Here is a 14,807-nt window from a genome sequence, read left to right on the forward strand (position 1 = left end):
GATGCGATCGAGCTGCCATGGCCAAGAAGTTCCCCGTCGACCCGCCGCACCCCGAGCGCACCTGCTGGGGCTGCGACCGCTATTGCGCGGCAAATTCGCTGCTGTGCGGCAACGGCTCGGAGCGCACCCAGCACCCGGCCGAACTGTTCGGCGCCGACTGGCAGTCGTTGGGGCCGCAGCCCGTGGCCCTTGCCAGCCCGGCCCGGCCCGAGGCCGACGCCGCCGCGGTCAGCGGTCGTTCGGGCTCGAACGGCCACTCGGCGTAGGTCGCGCCGGCGAACCCGGCCGGCAAGGCCGCGGCCGCCAGGTCGGTGCGGTTGCCGCCACCGTGCCCGCGCGCCTAACCCGGGATCTCGGGCTCGACCAGCGTGGCCAGTTGCGCCAGCGATTCCTGCCAGCCGAGGTAGCACATCTCCAGCGGGATGGCCTCGGGGATGCCCGACTGCACGATGCCGACGTCGGTGCCGCACAGCACCGGCTTCAGCGTCACCGTCACCTCCATCAGGCCCGGCAGGTGGGGGTCGTCGAAGCGGTCGGTGTAGCGGATCAGCTCGTTCGGCACCAACTGCAGGTATTCGCCGCCGAACGAGTGGCTGTTTCCGGTGGAGAAGTTGCGGAACGACAGGCGAAAGGTGCCGCCGACTCGGGCGTCCATGGCGTGCACCTGGCAGGTGAAGCCGTAGGGCGGCAGCCACTTGGCCATGGCATCGGCCTCGAGGAAGGCGCGGTAGACCTTGGCCGGCGTGGTGCGCAGCACCCGGTGCAGGCGGACGGTGGGGTCGGACATGGCGGGGACTCCTGTGCGCGGACTGGACGGACCGGGTGGCCCGCCGGCGGGATGGTGAAGGGGCCGGGGCCGAATCTACGCGACGGTGGTCGGGCGTGCCACCGATCGCCAGGATCGGGCAGGGGGAGCCGTGGCGATCAATCCCGGGCCGACAGCAGTTGCAGGAAGCCCGCGGTGGCGCTGCGCGCGGCCGGCAGGTTCAGCAGCGTGTGCGGCGCGTTCGGCACCAGCAGCACGGCGGCGCGGGCGTTGTCCTTCAGCGCAGCGCCGCAGTGGCCCTGCGCGGCCGCGTTGCCCAGCCAGCTGTTCGACTTCGAGAAGAACGGGTCGGTCGCGCTGATGACGTTGAGCACCGGCTTGCCGGGCTCGAAGGCGTTCTGCGGCGCCTTGACGAAGTAGTTGTCCTCGCAGCTCCACGCGAACAGCAGGCGCGCGATGAACTCGGTGCCGGCGTACCGGGCCACGGGCACGGCACCCTCGCTGGTGCCGGCCAGGATCAACCGGCCCGGGTCGGCCCAGGGCTGCGAGCGCAGGGCGGCCAGGGCCGGGGCGATCTCGGAGGCGCGCAGCGCATGGATCCGTTCGTACGAGTCCTTGTCGATCGGCGACTTGTAGGTGACATGGCCCGGCAGCGCGAAGGAATCCGGCGCCATGCTCGCGAAGCCCAGGCCGGCCAGCCACCGCTGCCACTCGCCGATGGCCTTCAGCCCGAGCCCCGACGAGCCGTGCAGGAAGACGACGACCGGCACCCGCGCGCCGGCGGGCTGGGGCAGCGCCTCGAGCTTGCCGCAGGCGATGGCGCCGCCCGTGGCCGCGGCTGGCAGGCAGACGTCGGCCTGCCGGGCCGTGGCGGCCAGCGTTTCGGCGGTGTGCACCCAGGCCTCGCCCTTGATCTCGCCCGTGGGCGCTGCGGGCTGGGCGGCGGCGTGGGTGCCGGCGAGGCACAGGGCGGCGGCGATCGCAAGGGTGACGTTGGACATGGTTTCGGCGCGGGTGGCGCGGGGTTCGGGCTGAGGGGCGATGCACCAGGTGCGTGGCGAGGGTACCGCAAGCGCGGTACGCGGCCGCCTGGCGTTTGCGGCTGGGCGCCGCGCGGCACGGGGCCAGCCGCAGGCGGTCTGTCTGGCCGCTCAGGTGTGCTGGCTGGCCAGGGCCGCGACACCGCACGGGGTGCGTGTGGCCGGGGCGAGACGGGCATGGCTGCTGGATGCCCTGTCGGATTGAACTTTTTGGCCCCCCGAGTTTCTGAGCTGGGCCCCACTGGTTGAAGGGGAGTAGTCCGGCGCGGCGTGAGCTTGTCGCTCGCTCGCGCCCGGCCATGTCGTCAGCACGGGTTGGCTCGCCGAACCCCGGCATGGCCTGCACCGCCTCGTCGGGGTGTGGACAAGACCTGCTCCTCAGTGGTCATCGTGGGCCCGTGCTGGTTTACGGGCCCGTATGTCCCTTTCAACTGGAGAATCGAGCATGACACATCCCATCCTTGTGGCCGCGTCGCTGGCGCTGGCAACACCCTTTGTCGTCGCCGAGGAAAAGAAGGCGGACAAGGCAGCCGCCGCGAAGTCCCTCAGCACACACAGCGCGTCCGACCGACAGGTGGCCAAGCAACTCCAGGCCACTGGCGCCGGTGCCGCCACGCTCGGCGCGGGCGACCGGCCCGATGTCAGGAACTGGGCGCGGATCGACACCAACAACGACCACCTGATCTCGCCCGACGAGATGGAAAAGTACCTGCAAGAGATTTGGCAAGCGCGCAAGAAGTAGCTTCGCGGCTGCTTCGCGGCTGCGGCTGCTGCGATGGCGTCGGTGGGCGACAGGCCGTCCCCACCTGACGCTTGCCAGAACCAGCGGCCGCCCCCTTGCCACCCGCGCCGCCAGCCGATCACGACAGACAGCCCCTGCGCGCGTCGACCGCACCCATGCGGAACGGGCGCACGCAAGGTGGCTGCACGCCGTCATCGCCGACGGCGGCCGGGCGTGCTCGCCACGGGCCCAACCCGCGCCGTTTCATGGGAGGCACGGGCCAGCGGGCACTTCGAGAGCCGCCTTTCCTTGCGAGGACGTGCCCGGCCCTGGCCGAGTCATCCCCGTGTCACTTCACCGTGAACCGGATGATCTCGCCGCTGTCGCGCTTCAGGTGCAGCAGGTCCTGGTGCAGGCGCACATCGTTGCAGCCGCGGTCACGGCCCTTGAGGTGGCCGCAGAGCTTGCCGTCCTCGGCCTGCCAGGTGCCGCTGTTGCGGAAGCCCGTGCTGGTGTCGACGAAGAAGTAGCCGTTGGACTTGTATTCCAGGCGCCAGCGTGTGCCGTCGGCGATGGCCACGTCGAAGACCTTGCCGTCGAGGTAGGCCTTGATGTCCGCGGACGTGGGGGTGGTGGCCCCGTCCGGAAACTGCGGGGCCTGCGCCTGGGCGGCGAGGGCACCGAAGGCCAGGCCGACGGCGACGAGACAGTGGACGGGACGGCGGACAGGACGGACCATGGGCAGGACTCCGACGGCGTGGCGATGTCGCGATCGTACCGACGCTGCCGAGCCTCGGTGTCGGCAGAGCTGATGAGGCGACTCTGGCCGGCCCGCGCCGCGATGCCGTCGCGGGGCAATGGCGGCGGGGTGCGCCGTGGCAGGGTCAGCCGGCCGTGGACGGCGGGCCGACCTCGTCCCACAGGGCCTCGGCCGACAGGGTCAGGCCCACGGTGTCGATCGGCACCGCCTGCCCGGGCTCGACCGGGTGCAGCACCCACAGGCAGTCGGCGCCCTTGCGGTAGAGGTCGCAACGGCGCGACTCGGTGTCGACGAGCAGGTACTCGCGCAGCGACGGCAGCGTGCGGTAGGCGGCGAACTTGTCGCCGCGGTCGCAGGCGGCGGTGCCCGGCGACAGCACCTCCACCACCAGCACCGGCTCGCGCTTGACCAGCGGATCGGCCACATCGGCGGCGCTGCAGGTGACCATCACGTCGGGGTAGAAGTAGGCGTCGGCCGCCTCCACCCGCAGCTTCATGTCGGTGATGAAGGTGCGGCACGGTGTGCCGCGCAGATGCGCTCGCAAGGCCATCGCGACGTTGAGCGCGGTGGTCACGTGCCGCTCCTCGGCCCCGGCCATCGCTAACACCTCGCCGCGCACGAACTCGTGGCGGACCGGTTCGGTCGCCTCCCAGGCCAGGTAGGCGTCGGCAGACAGGGCGATTCGGGCGCCGGTGTCACCCACGATCAGGCTCCGGTCGGTGGCAGTCTGCGCAGTGTAGGCCGGCCGTGGCGGTGCGGCACGGGCGTGGCCCGTCGCCCCACCTCGGATCAGTGCCCGCCCGCCAGCAGTGCCGCGTTGCCGCCCGCCGCGGCGGTGTTGATCGTCAGCGTCTGCTCGGCGCAGAAGCGGTAGAGGTAGTGCGGCCCGCCGGCCTTCGGGCCGGTGCCGCTCAGGCCCTCGCCGCCGAAGGGCTGCACGCCCACCACGGCGCCGATCATGTTGCGGTTGACGTAGACGTTGCCCACGCGGGCGGTGTCGGCGATGCGCAGCGCGCGGCTGTCGATGCGCGTCTGGATGCCCAGCGTCAGGCCGTAGCGCAGCGCGTTGATGCGGGCCACCAGCGCGTCCACGTCGCCGCCCCAGCGCACCACGTGCAGCACCGGGCCGAAGACCTCCTCGCGCAGGTCTTCGATGGCCTTCAGCTCGAAGGCCACCGGCGCGATGTGGGTGGACAGGAAGCGGTCGTGCATCGGGGCGCGGCCGATCAGCGTGGCCTCGCGGCTGAGGCGCTGCACGTGGCGGGTGAGGCCGGCATGCGCTTCGCCGTCGATCACCGGGCCCACGTCGGTGGCCAGGTCGGCGGCCTCGCCCACCACCAGCGCCTGCATCGCGCCGCGCAGCATCTCGATCACGCCGTCGGCCACGCGCTCGTGCACCAGCAGCAGGCGCAGCGCCGAGCAGCGCTGGCCGGCCGAGCGGAAGGCGCTCTGCACCACGGCGTCGATCACCTGCTCGGGCAGCGCGCTCGAATCGACCACCATCGCATTGAGTCCGCCGGTCTCGGCGATCAGCGGCACGATGGCGCCGTCGCTGGCGGCCAGCGTGCGCTGGATGATCTTGGCCACCTGCGTGCTGCCGGTGAAGCACACGCCGGCGGTGGCCGGGTGGGCCACCAGCGCCGCGCCCACCGTCTCGCCGGGGCCGTGCAGCAGCGCGATGGCGTCGTGCGGCAGGCCGGCCTCGTGCAGCAGGTCGACGAAGGCCTGCGCCACGCCGGGCGTCTGCTCGGCCGGCTTGGCCGCCACGGGGTTGCCGGCCACCAGCGCGGCCACCACCTGGCCGGCAAAGATGGCCAGCGGGAAGTTCCACGGCGAGATGCAGACGAACACGCCGCGGCCGTGCAGGCGCAGCTCGTTGCTCTCGCCGGTGGGGCCGGGCAGCGCAATCGGCGCCAGGCGGGCCTCGGCCTGCGCGGCGTAGAAACGGCAGAAGTCGACGGCCTCGCGCACCTCGGCCACGCAGTCGCCCAGCGTCTTGCCGGCCTCGCGCACCAGCAGGCCGCTGAAGGCCGCCAGCCGCGCGTCGAGCAGGTCGCCGGCACGGCGCACGATGGCGGCGCGCTCGGCCACCGGGCGGACGGCCCAGGCGTCGAAGGCGGCGTCCAGCCGGGCCATGGCCTCGGCCACGTCGGTGCCCGCGGCCAGCGGCACCGTCGGCACCTGCGCGGCGGCCACCGCGGCCAGCAAGGGCGAGTGCTGCTCGGGCACGGTGAGGTCGGCGCCGGTGGAGTTGTCGCGCTCGCGGCCGAACATCGCCACCGGCGCGGGTTGGCCAGGGCCGTCGGCGGCGTGCAGCGGCGACTGCAGCAGCGCCTCGATCGGCACCTCGGCGTCGGCCATCTGGTGCACGAAGGACGAGTTGGCGCCGTTCTCCAGCAGCCGGCGCACCAGGTAGGCCAGCAGGTCGCGGTGCTCGCCCACCGGGGCGTACACGCGCAGCGCCATCGTCGGCAGGCTGGCCAGCACCTCGCGGTACAGGCCCTCGCCCATGCCGTGCAGGCGCTGCATCTCGAAGCGCGCCTCGGCGGCCTTGGCCATGCCCACGATGGCGGCCACGGTGCCGGCGTTGTGCGTGGCGAACTGTGTGAGGATCAGCGCGTGGTGGTCGATCAGCGCCTTGGCACAGGCCAGGTACGACAGGTCGGTGTGGTGCTTGTGGGTGAACACCGGGTAGCCGTCCAGGCCCAGTTCCTGCGCGCGCTTGACCTCGCCGTCCCAGTAGGCACCCTTCACCAGCCGCACCATGAAGCGCAGGCCGCGCCGGCGGGCGATGTCGGCCACCGCGTCGATGGTTTCCAGCGCGCGGGTCTGGTACGACTGGATGGCCAGGCCGAAGCCCTGCCACTGCGGCGCGGTGGTCTGCACGTGCGCGGCCAGGCGGTCGAACACCTCCAGCGACAGCTCCAGCCGGTCGCACTCCTCGGCGTCGATGGTGAAGTTGATGTCGGCGCGCGCGGCGATGTCGATCAGCCCCTGCACGCGCGGCAGCAGCTCCGCCATCACGCGGTCGCGCTGCAGCGCCTCGTATCGCGGGTGCAGCGCCGACAGCTTGATCGAGATGCCGTCGCGGATGGCCGGCCCGTGGCCCGCCACGGCCGGCACCTGGCCGGCCGTGGCCGCGGCGATGGCCTGGATGGCGTCGGTGTACGAGGCCAGGTAGCGCAGCGCGTCGGCGTCGGTGCGCGCGCCCTCGCCCAGCATGTCGAACGAGAAGCGCAGCGCGGGCTGGTCGCGGCGCTGCGAGCGGGCCTCGCCCAGTGCCTCGGCGATGCTGCGGCCCAGCACGAACTGGCGCCCCAACAGCTGAATGGCGCGCACGGTGGCGGCCACCACGGTTTGCGCGCCCAGGCGCTCCATCAGGCCCGGGCGGCTGCCTTGCTCGTCGGGCAGGAAGCGCTTGGCCAGGCCGATGGCGCTGGCCGACAGGCCGGCCAGCAGCTTGTGAGGCGAGCCGTCGGCGGCGCCGCCGAAATCGGCGCGGCCCAGCTGGTCGGCGGTCAGCGCGATGGCGGTCTCGGCGTCGGGCACGCGCAGCAGCGCCTCGGCCAGCCGCATCAGCGCCAGGCCCTCGGCGCTGGAGATCGGGTACTCGCGCAGCAGCGATTCCATGGCCCAGAAGGGCGCCGGCGCGCGCCGCACCGCGTCCACCCAGGGCCGTGCGGTGGCGATGACGTTCGCCCAGTCGAAGCCGCCGCCGGCGCGCAGGCGGTCGAGCGAGGCGCGCACGCGCTCGGCCTCGTCACGGCAGGGCGGCGGCAGCAGGGAGGCGGTGGCGAGCGGCATGGGGGTCTCCGGGGGTGCTGGGCGAAAGTCGCAAGGTTATGGCGATCGGCGCCGGCTTGACTGGCGGGAATCAAGGTCGACCACCGAATTTTGTTCGGCCGGCCGTGCGGCCTGGGCCGCGTTGCCGCACGCAGTGGCGTGCCGCCCACGGCTGTGGGGAATTGCGGACGCGCTCGGGCCGGGCTGTCGGGGGAAGTTGAATTGACCGACGGCCAGCGCCCTGATGGCCGCATCGGCGAGCCGGCCGCGGCCGCCCAATCGGCACATCGACATCCTGTCGGCGGCCCCTTCCATGAAACTCGGTCTCAAGCTCCCCCTGGTCTGTGGCGGTGCGCTCCTGCTGGTGCTGGCGGCGGCGTTGTTCGGCATCCACCAGCTCAACGACGCCCTGCGCACCTACGCCACCACGGTGGACGCCGCGCACGGCCACAACCGCGCGGTGAAGGACCTGTCGCTGGTCTTCAAGCTGCAGGTGCAGGAATGGAAGAACACGCTGCTGCGCGGCAAGGACCCGGCACAACTCAATCGCCACTGGGCTGCGTTCAACGCGGCCGAGGCCGACATCGCCCGAAAGGCCGCCGCGCTGCACGCGGCCCTGCCGGCCGGTGAGTCGCACGACCTGGTGCAAACCTTCATGCGGGCCGACACCGACATGGACGCGGGTTACCGCAAGGCCTTCGACGCCTTCAAGGCGGCCGGCTTCGACCCCGCTGTGGGCGACGCGGCCGTCAAGGGCATGGACCGCGAGCCGGCACGGTTGCTGGAACAGGCCAGCCAGAAGATCGAAGCCGAGGCGGCCCGGCTGTCCGCGCAGGCGGCGGCGCAGGCCAGCCGGGTGACCCTGCTGGCGCTGGGCGCGATGGCGCTGGTCGTCCTCGCGTCGGGGGCGGCGGTGGTGGCCTTCGGCCACAGCATCACGCGCCCGCTGGTGCACGCGGTCGGCGTGGCACGTGCCGTCGCGCACGGAGACCTGACCGCCGCCACCGGCGCCACCGGCACCGACGAGGTGGCCGAGCTGCTGCAGGCGCTGCAGGCCATGCAGGCCGGCCTGGCCCGCACCGTGAGCGAGGTGCGCCAGGCGGCCGACGGCGTGGCCACGGCCAGTGCGCAGATCGCGCAGGGCAACCAGGACCTGTCGGGCCGCACGGAACGACAGGCCAGCGTGCTGCAGGAAACCGCCGCGGCGATGGACACACTGGGCTCGACGGTGCGGCAGAACGCCGACAGCGCGGCCCAGGCCAGCCGGCTGGCGGATGGCGCCTCGGCGGTGGCCAGCCGCGGCGGCGAGGTGGTGGGCCGGGTGGTCGAGACGATGCGGGGCATCCACGACAGCTCCACGCGCATCGCCGACATCATCGGCGTCATCGACGGCATCGCCTTCCAGACCAACATCCTGGCGCTGAACGCCGCGGTGGAGGCGGCCCGCGCCGGCGAGCAGGGCCGCGGCTTCGCCGTGGTGGCGGGCGAGGTGCGCAGCCTGGCCCAGCGCAGTGCGCAGGCGGCCGGCGAGATCAAGGCCCTGATCGGCACCAGCGTCGAGCGGGTGGCCCAGGGCACCACGCTCGTCGACCATGCCGGCGTGACGATGGCCGAGATCGTCGAGGCGATCCAGCACGTCACCGACATCGTCGGCACCATCAGCCACGCCAGCGCCGAGCAGAGCACCGGCCTCACGCAGGTGGCCCAGTCGGTGACGCAGATGGATCACGCCACCCAGCAGAACGCCGCGCTGGTGGAAGAAAGCGCCGCCGCCGCCGAGAGCCTGAGCCAGCAGGCCCGCGCGCTGGTGCAGACGGTGGCGGTGTTCAAGGTCTGATCGGCCCTGGGCCCGGGCCCGCCGGCGTCGCGCGCGGCCGTCAGGCCGGGCGCCGCGGCAGCGTCGCCGCCTGCTCGCCCACGTCCCACAGCAGCGCGGCGGTCATCACCAGGCCCTCGCGCATCAGCGGTGCCAGCACGTGCTCGTTGGGCGCGTGCTGCGAGCAGGCCGGGTAGCTGTGCGGCACCCACACGGTGGGCAGGCCCAGGGTGTCGGCGAACACGTCGTTGGGCAGCGAGCCGCCCAGGTTGGGCAGCAGCGCGGGCTTGCGGCCCATGCTGCGCTCGATCGAGGCCATGGCCAGCCGCACCCAGGCGTTGTCGGGGTCCAGCCGCGTGGCGGCCATCACCACCGGCTCGCCGATGGCGATGTCGCCGAAGCCCTGGTCGGCCAGGTGCCGCACCAGGTGCTCGCGGAAGCGGGCGATGTCGGTGCCGACGACGAAGCGCAGTTGCAGCGTGGCGCGCGCACTCGGCGGGATGGCGTTGACCGGCGCCTCGGGCTGGCCGCAGCCCAGCGCCAGCACCTCCAGCGTGTTCCAGCCGAACACGCGCTCGGCGGGCGTCAGTCCGGGCTCGCCCCAGGCCGGGTCGATGGCGGGGTCGGTGGCACCGCCGCCCACCTCGATGTCGGCCAGCGCGGCGCGCACCGCGGCCGGGATCGGCGGCGGCCGCAGGCCCTGCACGCGGATGGCGCCGCGGCCGTCGACCAGGCTGGCGATGGCGCTGGCCAGCACCGTGCCGGGGTTGCGCAGCAGCCCGCCCCAGTTGCCCGAGTGGTGGCCGCCCTCGCGCAGCGTGAGCACCAGGTCGATGTTGGCCACGCCGCGCGAGCCCAGGAACACCGTGGGCCGGTCGGCGCGCAGCCGCGGCCCGTCGCTGGCGATCAGCGCATCGGCGGCCAGCCGCTCGCGCTGCAGCGCGCAGAACTCGGCCAGGCCCGGCGAGCCGGTCTCCTCGCCCATCTCGACCAGCCACTTGGCATTGAAGCCCAGGCGCCCGCCGCGCGCCTGCAGCACGCAGCCCAGCGCGGCCAGGTTGATGCTGTGCTGCGACTTGTTGTCGGCGCTGCCGCGGCCATACCAGCGATCGCCGGCGACGCTCAGCGTCCAGGGGTCGCGGCCCTCGGCCCAGCGGCCCTCGTGGCCGCGCACCACGTCGCCGTGGCCGTAGAACAGCACCGTGGGCAGCGACGGGTCTTCCAGGCGCTCGGCCGTCAGCAGGGGCGGCGCGCCGGCCACCGGGTTGTCGTGCAGCTGCGTCGCGAAGCCCAGTGCCTGCAGCGTGGGCGCGATCTCGCCCTCCAGGTACCCGCGCAGCTCGGCGGCGTGGGTGCCGCTCTGGCTGTCGGTGCGGTGGGCGACGCGGCGGGTCAGGTCGCGCAGGAAGGCGCCGCTGTCGAACGCGGCCTCGGCCAAGGTGGTGGCGGCGGTCATGGCGGTCCTCCCGCGGGGCGGTGTCAGTCGGACTTGGCGACGAGCTCGAAGTGCTCGACCACCGGCGGCGCCGCGAAGAACGGGCCGACGATGGCGCGCCACTGCGCGAACAGCGGGCCCTGGCGGAAGCCCACGGTGTGGTCCTCCAGCGTGGCCCAGAAGATCTGCAGGATGTAGCGCTCGGTGCTCTCGATGCCGCGGTTGACCTTCCAGCCCATCATGCCCTGGGCCTGCGAGGCGACGGTGGTCAGGCCATGCTGGATGGCGGCTTCGAAGGCGGCGTTCTGGCCGGGCGGGATGCGGATGTCGGCAACCTCGAGGATCATGGCGGGGCTTTCTGCGGCAGTGGGTCGAGCGCGGAGTCTAAGAGCCCGCGCGGTCGACGGCTGTCGACCGGGCGACGCCCCCGGCCAGCAGCGCCGGCAGCTCGGCCATGCGGGCGAAGGTGGCGTGGGCGCCGGCCTCGCGCAGCCGGTGCGCCGGCGTCATCGCGGCGTAGCCCAGCGCCGTCATGCCGGCGGCGCGGGCGGCGGCGATGCCGGTGGGTGTGTCTTCGACGACCACGCACAGCGCAGGCGCGACGCCCATCGCCGCCGCGGCGTGCAGGAACAGGTCGGGCGCGGGCTTGGGCCGCGCCACGTCGTCGGCACAGAACACGCGGCCCTGCAGCAGAGGCATCAGCCCGGTGTGGCCAAGCGTGAAGTCGAGCTTGGCGCGGTTGCCGTTGGATGCCGCGCAGAAGGGCCGCTTCAGCGTCGGCAGCAGCTCGGCGATGCCGTCGACGGCGCTCAGGTGGGCGCTGAAGGCGGCCTTCGTGTGCTCGACCAGTTGGACCTTGAAGGCATCGGTGGGCGGCGCGCCCAGCAGCTCGCCGATCAGCTCGTGGCAGCGCGGCAGCGACACGCCGATGAAGCGCGCCACCGCGTCGTCGAAGGACAGCGCCACGCCGGCCTCGGCCAGCACCTCGCACAGCGCCTGGTGGGCCAGCCGCTCGCTGTCGACGAGCACGCCGTCGCAGTCGAAGATGACCAGGCCGAAGGGCTGGCCCTGGCCCAGGGGTGCAGGCGTCACGCGTCGCCCGCCGCCAGGCACTCCACCGCGCGGGCCATGCCGTCGCCGTGCGGCACGCCCATCACCCGCAGCGCCGCCTGCACGCCGCCCAGCGCGCCCAGGATCGAGGCGGCGTTCTGGTCGCCCAGGTGGCCGATGCGGAAGCCGCGCCCGGCCAGCGGCCCCAGCGCACCGGCAAAGGCCACCTGGAAGCGGTCGCGCGCCACCGCGCGCATGGCATCCACGTCGGTGCCCGGCGGCACGGTGATGGTGGTCACCGACACCGACCGGGCCGCCGGATCACGCACGAAGAAGTCCAGTGCGCCGGCCGTACGCCAGCCTTCCACCGCCGCCTGCACCGTGCGCGCCAGCAGCCGATGACGCGCAAAGACAGCGTCCTCGCCTTCCAGGAAGATCAGGCCCAGCGCGGCCTCCAGCGCCATCATCAGGTTCTGCGGCGCGGTGCCGCAGAACTTGCGGTACGACAGCTCGCTTTGCCGCGGTCGCCAGTCCCAGTAGAAGCGCGGGCCGGGGTTGCGCGCGGCCACCGCGGCGGCCTGCGCGTCCACCGCCACGATGGCCACGCCGGGCGGCGTCATCAGCGCCTTCTGCGACGCGCTCAGCACCACGTTGGCCCGCAGCGCGTCCATCGGCACCGGCATGGCGCCCAGCGAGGCCACCGCATCGACGACGAAGAGGGCCGGGTGCCCGGTGGCGTCGATCGCCGCGCGCAGCGCGGGCAGGTCGGTGGTGGCGCTGCTGGAAGTGTCGGTGTGCACCGCGAACACGGCGACGATGGCGTGGTCGCGGTCGTCGCGCAGCGCCTGCTGCACCGCGGCCAGGTCGATCGGCAGGCCCTCGACCCAGGGGGTGCGCACCACGCGGCGGCCCAGCGCCTCGGTCTGGACGGCCCACGATTCCGAGAAGTGCCCGGTGCCGGGGATCAGCACCGCGCCGCCGGGCGGCACCAGGTTCTCGACCACCACCTCCCAGGCGCCATGGCCGTTGGCGGCGTAGAAGAACACGTCGGCTGCTTCTGTGCACAGCAGGCGGCGCAGGCCGCGTTCGCAGGTGTCGATGGTGGCCGACACGCGCGGGTCGCCCAGGTCCATCGGCTGGCGGCGCAGCGCGTCGAGCACCTCTTCGGGCAGGGGCGTGGGGCCGGGCGAGTGCAGCAGGCGGCGGCCGGGGATGCGGGCGGTCTGTGTCATGGCGCGGATGGTAGCCGCGCGCCACCCACCCCCGGACGGGCGTCGCCTCAGCTCACCACTTCATCTCGCCCTTGTTCACCTTGGCGCCGATGTCCAGCGCCACGCCCAGGCCGGCGGCCGGGTAGGCGGCCTTCATCGCGTCGACGAGGGCGGCGCTGTTCGGCGCCTTGGGCAACTCGGCCTCGAAGCGGGCCAGGTAGGCCTGGCTCCAGGCCAGCTGCGAGGCATCCTGCGCCTGGCCCGGCAGCGAGTGCCCGGGGATCACCACCGCTGGCTGCAGCGCTGCCATGGCGCCCAGCTTGCGGCCCCAGTCGGCGCGCTCCTGCGCGCTCTGCGTGTCGGCCGTCCACAGGTGCAGCCCGGCGAACACGTTGGTGCCGCCGGCAATGGCCTTGATCGACGGGATCCACACATAGCTGCGGTGCGGCAGGCCATCGTCGAGGCCGCGCACTTCGAGTGTCTGGCCTTCCAGATCGAGCGTGGTGCCGGCCATCGCCTCGGGCAGCGGCACCTGCGTCGGCGCGTTGGCGCCCATGCGCGGGCCCCACACCTGCAGCTTGGTGGCCAGCGAGGCCTGGATCTTCTTCAACGTGGGCGCGGTGGCCACCACCTTGGCCTCGGGGAACAGTTGCCGCAGCACGCCGAGGCCGAAGTAGTAGTCGGGGTCGGCCTGGCTGATGTAGATGGTCTTAAGTGTCTTGCCGCTGTCCAGCACCATCGCGGCGATGCGGTGGGCGTCGGCGCGGGTGAATCCGGCGTCCAGCAGCACCGCGTCGGTCTTGCCCGACACCAGCACCGCGTTGGCGTGGAAGCTGGCCGGGCCGGCGTTGTACACCTGCAGCGTCAGCGGCGGCTGCGGGGCGGCTTGTGCCGCGGCATCGGTGGCCACGGCGCCCAGCGTGAAGGCGGCAGGGACGATCAGGCGGACGAGGGTGTTCAGGTGGGTCATGGTCGGGTGCTGCGTTGGCAGTCGTCGTGGTGGAGTGACCAGACTCTATTGGCTTCGGATTGGTAGATAAACAGTAGACTCATCCACAGTTTGTCAACGAAATCGAGCCAATCGAGGAGACCGCCCCGTGGACCGCTTCACCGCCATGCAGGTGTTCACCGAGGTGGCCGACCGCGGCAGCCTCACCGAGGCCGGCCAGGCGCTCGACATGTCGCGGGCGATGGTCTCGCGCTACCTCGAAAGCCTGGAACACTGGTTGGGTGTGCGCCTGCTGCACCGCACGACGCGCCGCGTGAGCCTCACCGACGCCGGCGCCGAGGCGCTGGACCGCTGCCGCCAGGTGCTGGAACTCACCCGCGACGTGGCGGCCGTGGCCGGCGCGCGCCACAGCGCCCCCACCGGCCGCCTGCGCATCACCACCACCGCCTCGTTTGCGCAGGCCTGCCTGGCCGCCGCGGTGGCCGAGTTCCTGGCGCTGCACCCACAGACGCAGGTGGAACTGGTGGTGCTGGAGCGCGCGGTGAACCTGGTCGAAGACCGCATCGACCTGGCCGTGCGCATCACCAACCGGCTCGACGACACGCTGGTGGCACGCCGCCTGGGCACCTGCCGCTCGGTGCTGTGCGCGTCGCCGGCCTACCTGGCGCGCGCCGGCACGCCCACCGAGCCCGCGCAACTGAGTGCGCACCCATGCCTCACCCACGCCCATGTGGGCCGCACCGAGTACCGTCTGCTGCACGGCGGCCAGACCGTGCGCGTGCCGGTGAGCGGGCCCTTGCAGAGCAACGAGCCGGAGGTGTTGCTGCAGGCCGCGCTGGCCGGCCTCGGCCTGGTGCAGTTGCCCACCTACCTGGTGAGCGCGCCGCTCGTCGCCGGCCGGCTGGTGCGCGTGTTGCCCGACCACGAGCCCGAGGCCCTGGGCATCCATGCCACCTACTTGTCGCGTCAGCACCAGCCACGCCTGCTGCGCGCGATGCTCGACTTCCTGACCGAGCGCTTCAGCGACGACGTGGCGCCTTGGGACCGGGACATTGCGGCGGCGTTGGCGCCGGTGCGATCGCGGGCGCGGCGCGGGCGCTGAGCAGCGCGTCGCTTGCTTGCGCGCACGCGTGGTTCGGGATCGGGCTCGTTGCGGGCGTACGGGTGGTCCCGAGGCGCCGAGGCGGCAAAGCCGCGCACGGGCAGGCCGGGGAGCTTCGCTGTGGCGGTCGGCTGCGCCGACTGCCCTGCAGTGCTCAGCCCTGCGGTGCGCCGC

14 protein-coding genes are annotated in these 14,807 nt (G+C 72.9%); 4 read left to right on the forward strand and 10 right to left on the reverse strand.

Annotation, left to right across the window (positions count from 1 at the left end; all coding sequences use genetic code 11):
• Positions 1–17 precede the first annotated feature (17 nt).
• The gene (locus EOINJALH_RS00770; protein ID WP_088278403.1) at positions 18–266 is read left to right on the forward strand and encodes a DUF3079 domain-containing protein; all 249 of its coding nucleotides are present in this window, start codon (positions 18–20) and stop codon (positions 264–266) included.
• A gap of 74 nt (positions 267–340) precedes the next feature.
• Here the strand turns inward: EOINJALH_RS00770 and EOINJALH_RS00775 are convergent, their stop codons facing one another.
• Positions 341–787 (reverse strand): SRPBCC family protein, encoded by a 447-nt coding sequence (locus EOINJALH_RS00775; RefSeq protein WP_088278404.1) that lies wholly within the window; start codon positions 785–787, stop codon positions 341–343.
• Positions 788–924: 137 nt separating this feature from the next.
• Positions 925–1,767 carry a dienelactone hydrolase family protein gene (locus tag EOINJALH_RS00780; protein WP_088278405.1) on the reverse strand — a complete coding sequence of 281 codons (843 nt, stop codon included), beginning with the start codon at positions 1,765–1,767 and terminating at the stop codon, positions 925–927.
• A 484-nt stretch (positions 1,768–2,251) separates the two neighbouring features.
• Here EOINJALH_RS00780 and EOINJALH_RS00785 point away from each other — a divergent pair, with 484 nt between their 5' ends.
• Complete coding sequence (locus EOINJALH_RS00785; RefSeq protein ID WP_144289795.1) at positions 2,252–2,548, forward strand: hypothetical protein; 297 nt, start codon at positions 2,252–2,254, stop codon at positions 2,546–2,548.
• A gap of 328 nt (positions 2,549–2,876) precedes the next feature.
• Here the strand turns inward: EOINJALH_RS00785 and EOINJALH_RS00790 are convergent, their stop codons facing one another.
• From EOINJALH_RS00790 to putA, 3 genes are all read right to left on the reverse strand, one after another.
• A complete protein-coding gene (locus tag EOINJALH_RS00790) occupies positions 2,877–3,266 on the reverse strand; it encodes a hypothetical protein (RefSeq protein ID WP_088278407.1) in 390 nt (129 codons plus the stop codon).
• A gap of 145 nt (positions 3,267–3,411) precedes the next feature.
• The gene (locus tag EOINJALH_RS00795) at positions 3,412–3,990 is read right to left on the reverse strand and encodes a Uma2 family endonuclease (protein ID WP_199873108.1); all 579 of its coding nucleotides are present in this window, start codon (positions 3,988–3,990) and stop codon (positions 3,412–3,414) included.
• Positions 3,991–4,076: 86 nt separating this feature from the next.
• Entirely contained in the window at positions 4,077–7,091 is a 3,015-nt protein-coding gene (gene putA, locus EOINJALH_RS00800; RefSeq protein WP_088278408.1) for a bifunctional proline dehydrogenase/L-glutamate gamma-semialdehyde dehydrogenase PutA, read from the reverse strand.
• Between the two features lie 292 nt (positions 7,092–7,383).
• Between putA and EOINJALH_RS33260 the strand changes: the two genes are divergently transcribed.
• Complete coding sequence (locus EOINJALH_RS33260) at positions 7,384–8,907, forward strand: methyl-accepting chemotaxis protein (RefSeq protein WP_088278417.1); 1,524 nt, start codon at positions 7,384–7,386, stop codon at positions 8,905–8,907.
• A gap of 40 nt (positions 8,908–8,947) precedes the next feature.
• Here the strand turns inward: EOINJALH_RS33260 and EOINJALH_RS00810 are convergent, their stop codons facing one another.
• From EOINJALH_RS00810 to EOINJALH_RS00830, 5 genes are read right to left on the reverse strand one after another with little or no spacing between them, the layout of a single operon-like run.
• Positions 8,948–10,342 carry a M20 family metallopeptidase gene (locus tag EOINJALH_RS00810; protein ID WP_088278409.1) on the reverse strand — a complete coding sequence of 465 codons (1,395 nt, stop codon included), beginning with the start codon at positions 10,340–10,342 and terminating at the stop codon, positions 8,948–8,950.
• A gap of 23 nt (positions 10,343–10,365) precedes the next feature.
• A complete protein-coding gene (locus tag EOINJALH_RS00815; protein WP_088278410.1) occupies positions 10,366–10,668 on the reverse strand; it encodes an antibiotic biosynthesis monooxygenase in 303 nt (100 codons plus the stop codon).
• Between the two features lie 37 nt (positions 10,669–10,705).
• Positions 10,706–11,413 (reverse strand): HAD family phosphatase, encoded by a 708-nt coding sequence (locus tag EOINJALH_RS00820; protein WP_199873109.1) that lies wholly within the window; start codon positions 11,411–11,413, stop codon positions 10,706–10,708.
• Entirely contained in the window at positions 11,410–12,603 is a 1,194-nt protein-coding gene (locus EOINJALH_RS00825) for an alanine--glyoxylate aminotransferase family protein (protein WP_088278411.1), read from the reverse strand. The genes EOINJALH_RS00820 and EOINJALH_RS00825 overlap by 4 nt, the downstream gene beginning before the upstream one ends.
• A gap of 52 nt (positions 12,604–12,655) precedes the next feature.
• Positions 12,656–13,552, reverse strand: coding sequence for an MBL fold metallo-hydrolase (locus tag EOINJALH_RS00830; RefSeq protein ID WP_088278412.1), 897 nt, complete (start codon positions 13,550–13,552; stop codon positions 12,656–12,658).
• Between the two features lie 127 nt (positions 13,553–13,679).
• Here EOINJALH_RS00830 and EOINJALH_RS00835 point away from each other — a divergent pair, with 127 nt between their 5' ends.
• Positions 13,680–14,633, forward strand: a complete 954-nt coding sequence (locus EOINJALH_RS00835; protein ID WP_088278413.1) for a LysR family transcriptional regulator — start codon at positions 13,680–13,682, stop codon at positions 14,631–14,633.
• Positions 14,634–14,807 lie beyond the last annotated feature (174 nt).

It is taken from the genome of Ideonella sp. A 288 (genome assembly GCF_002198735.1).
Classification (GTDB): domain Bacteria; phylum Pseudomonadota; class Gammaproteobacteria; order Burkholderiales; family Burkholderiaceae_C; genus Pseudaquabacterium.

Coding starts and splice junctions, on each gene's coding strand:
- EOINJALH_RS00815 (WP_088278410.1), bottom strand. CDS start 10,668: ATGATCCTCGAGGTTGCCGACATCCGCATCCCGCCCGGCCAGAACGCC.
- EOINJALH_RS00780 (WP_088278405.1), bottom strand. CDS start 1,767: ATGTCCAACGTCACCCTTGCGATCGCCGCCGCCCTGTGCCTCGCCGGC.
- EOINJALH_RS00825 (WP_088278411.1), bottom strand. CDS start 12,603: ATGACACAGACCGCCCGCATCCCCGGCCGCCGCCTGCTGCACTCGCCC.
- EOINJALH_RS33260 (WP_088278417.1), top strand. CDS start 7,384: ATGAAACTCGGTCTCAAGCTCCCCCTGGTCTGTGGCGGTGCGCTCCTG.
- EOINJALH_RS00830 (WP_088278412.1), bottom strand. CDS start 13,552: ATGACCCACCTGAACACCCTCGTCCGCCTGATCGTCCCTGCCGCCTTC.
- EOINJALH_RS00790 (WP_088278407.1), bottom strand. CDS start 3,266: ATGGTCCGTCCTGTCCGCCGTCCCGTCCACTGTCTCGTCGCCGTCGGC.
- EOINJALH_RS00810 (WP_088278409.1), bottom strand. CDS start 10,342: ATGACCGCCGCCACCACCTTGGCCGAGGCCGCGTTCGACAGCGGCGCC.
- putA (WP_088278408.1), bottom strand. CDS start 7,091: ATGCCGCTCGCCACCGCCTCCCTGCTGCCGCCGCCCTGCCGTGACGAG.
- EOINJALH_RS00770 (WP_088278403.1), top strand. CDS start 18: ATGGCCAAGAAGTTCCCCGTCGACCCGCCGCACCCCGAGCGCACCTGC.
- EOINJALH_RS00785 (WP_144289795.1), top strand. CDS start 2,252: ATGACACATCCCATCCTTGTGGCCGCGTCGCTGGCGCTGGCAACACCC.
- EOINJALH_RS00775 (WP_088278404.1), bottom strand. CDS start 787: ATGTCCGACCCCACCGTCCGCCTGCACCGGGTGCTGCGCACCACGCCG.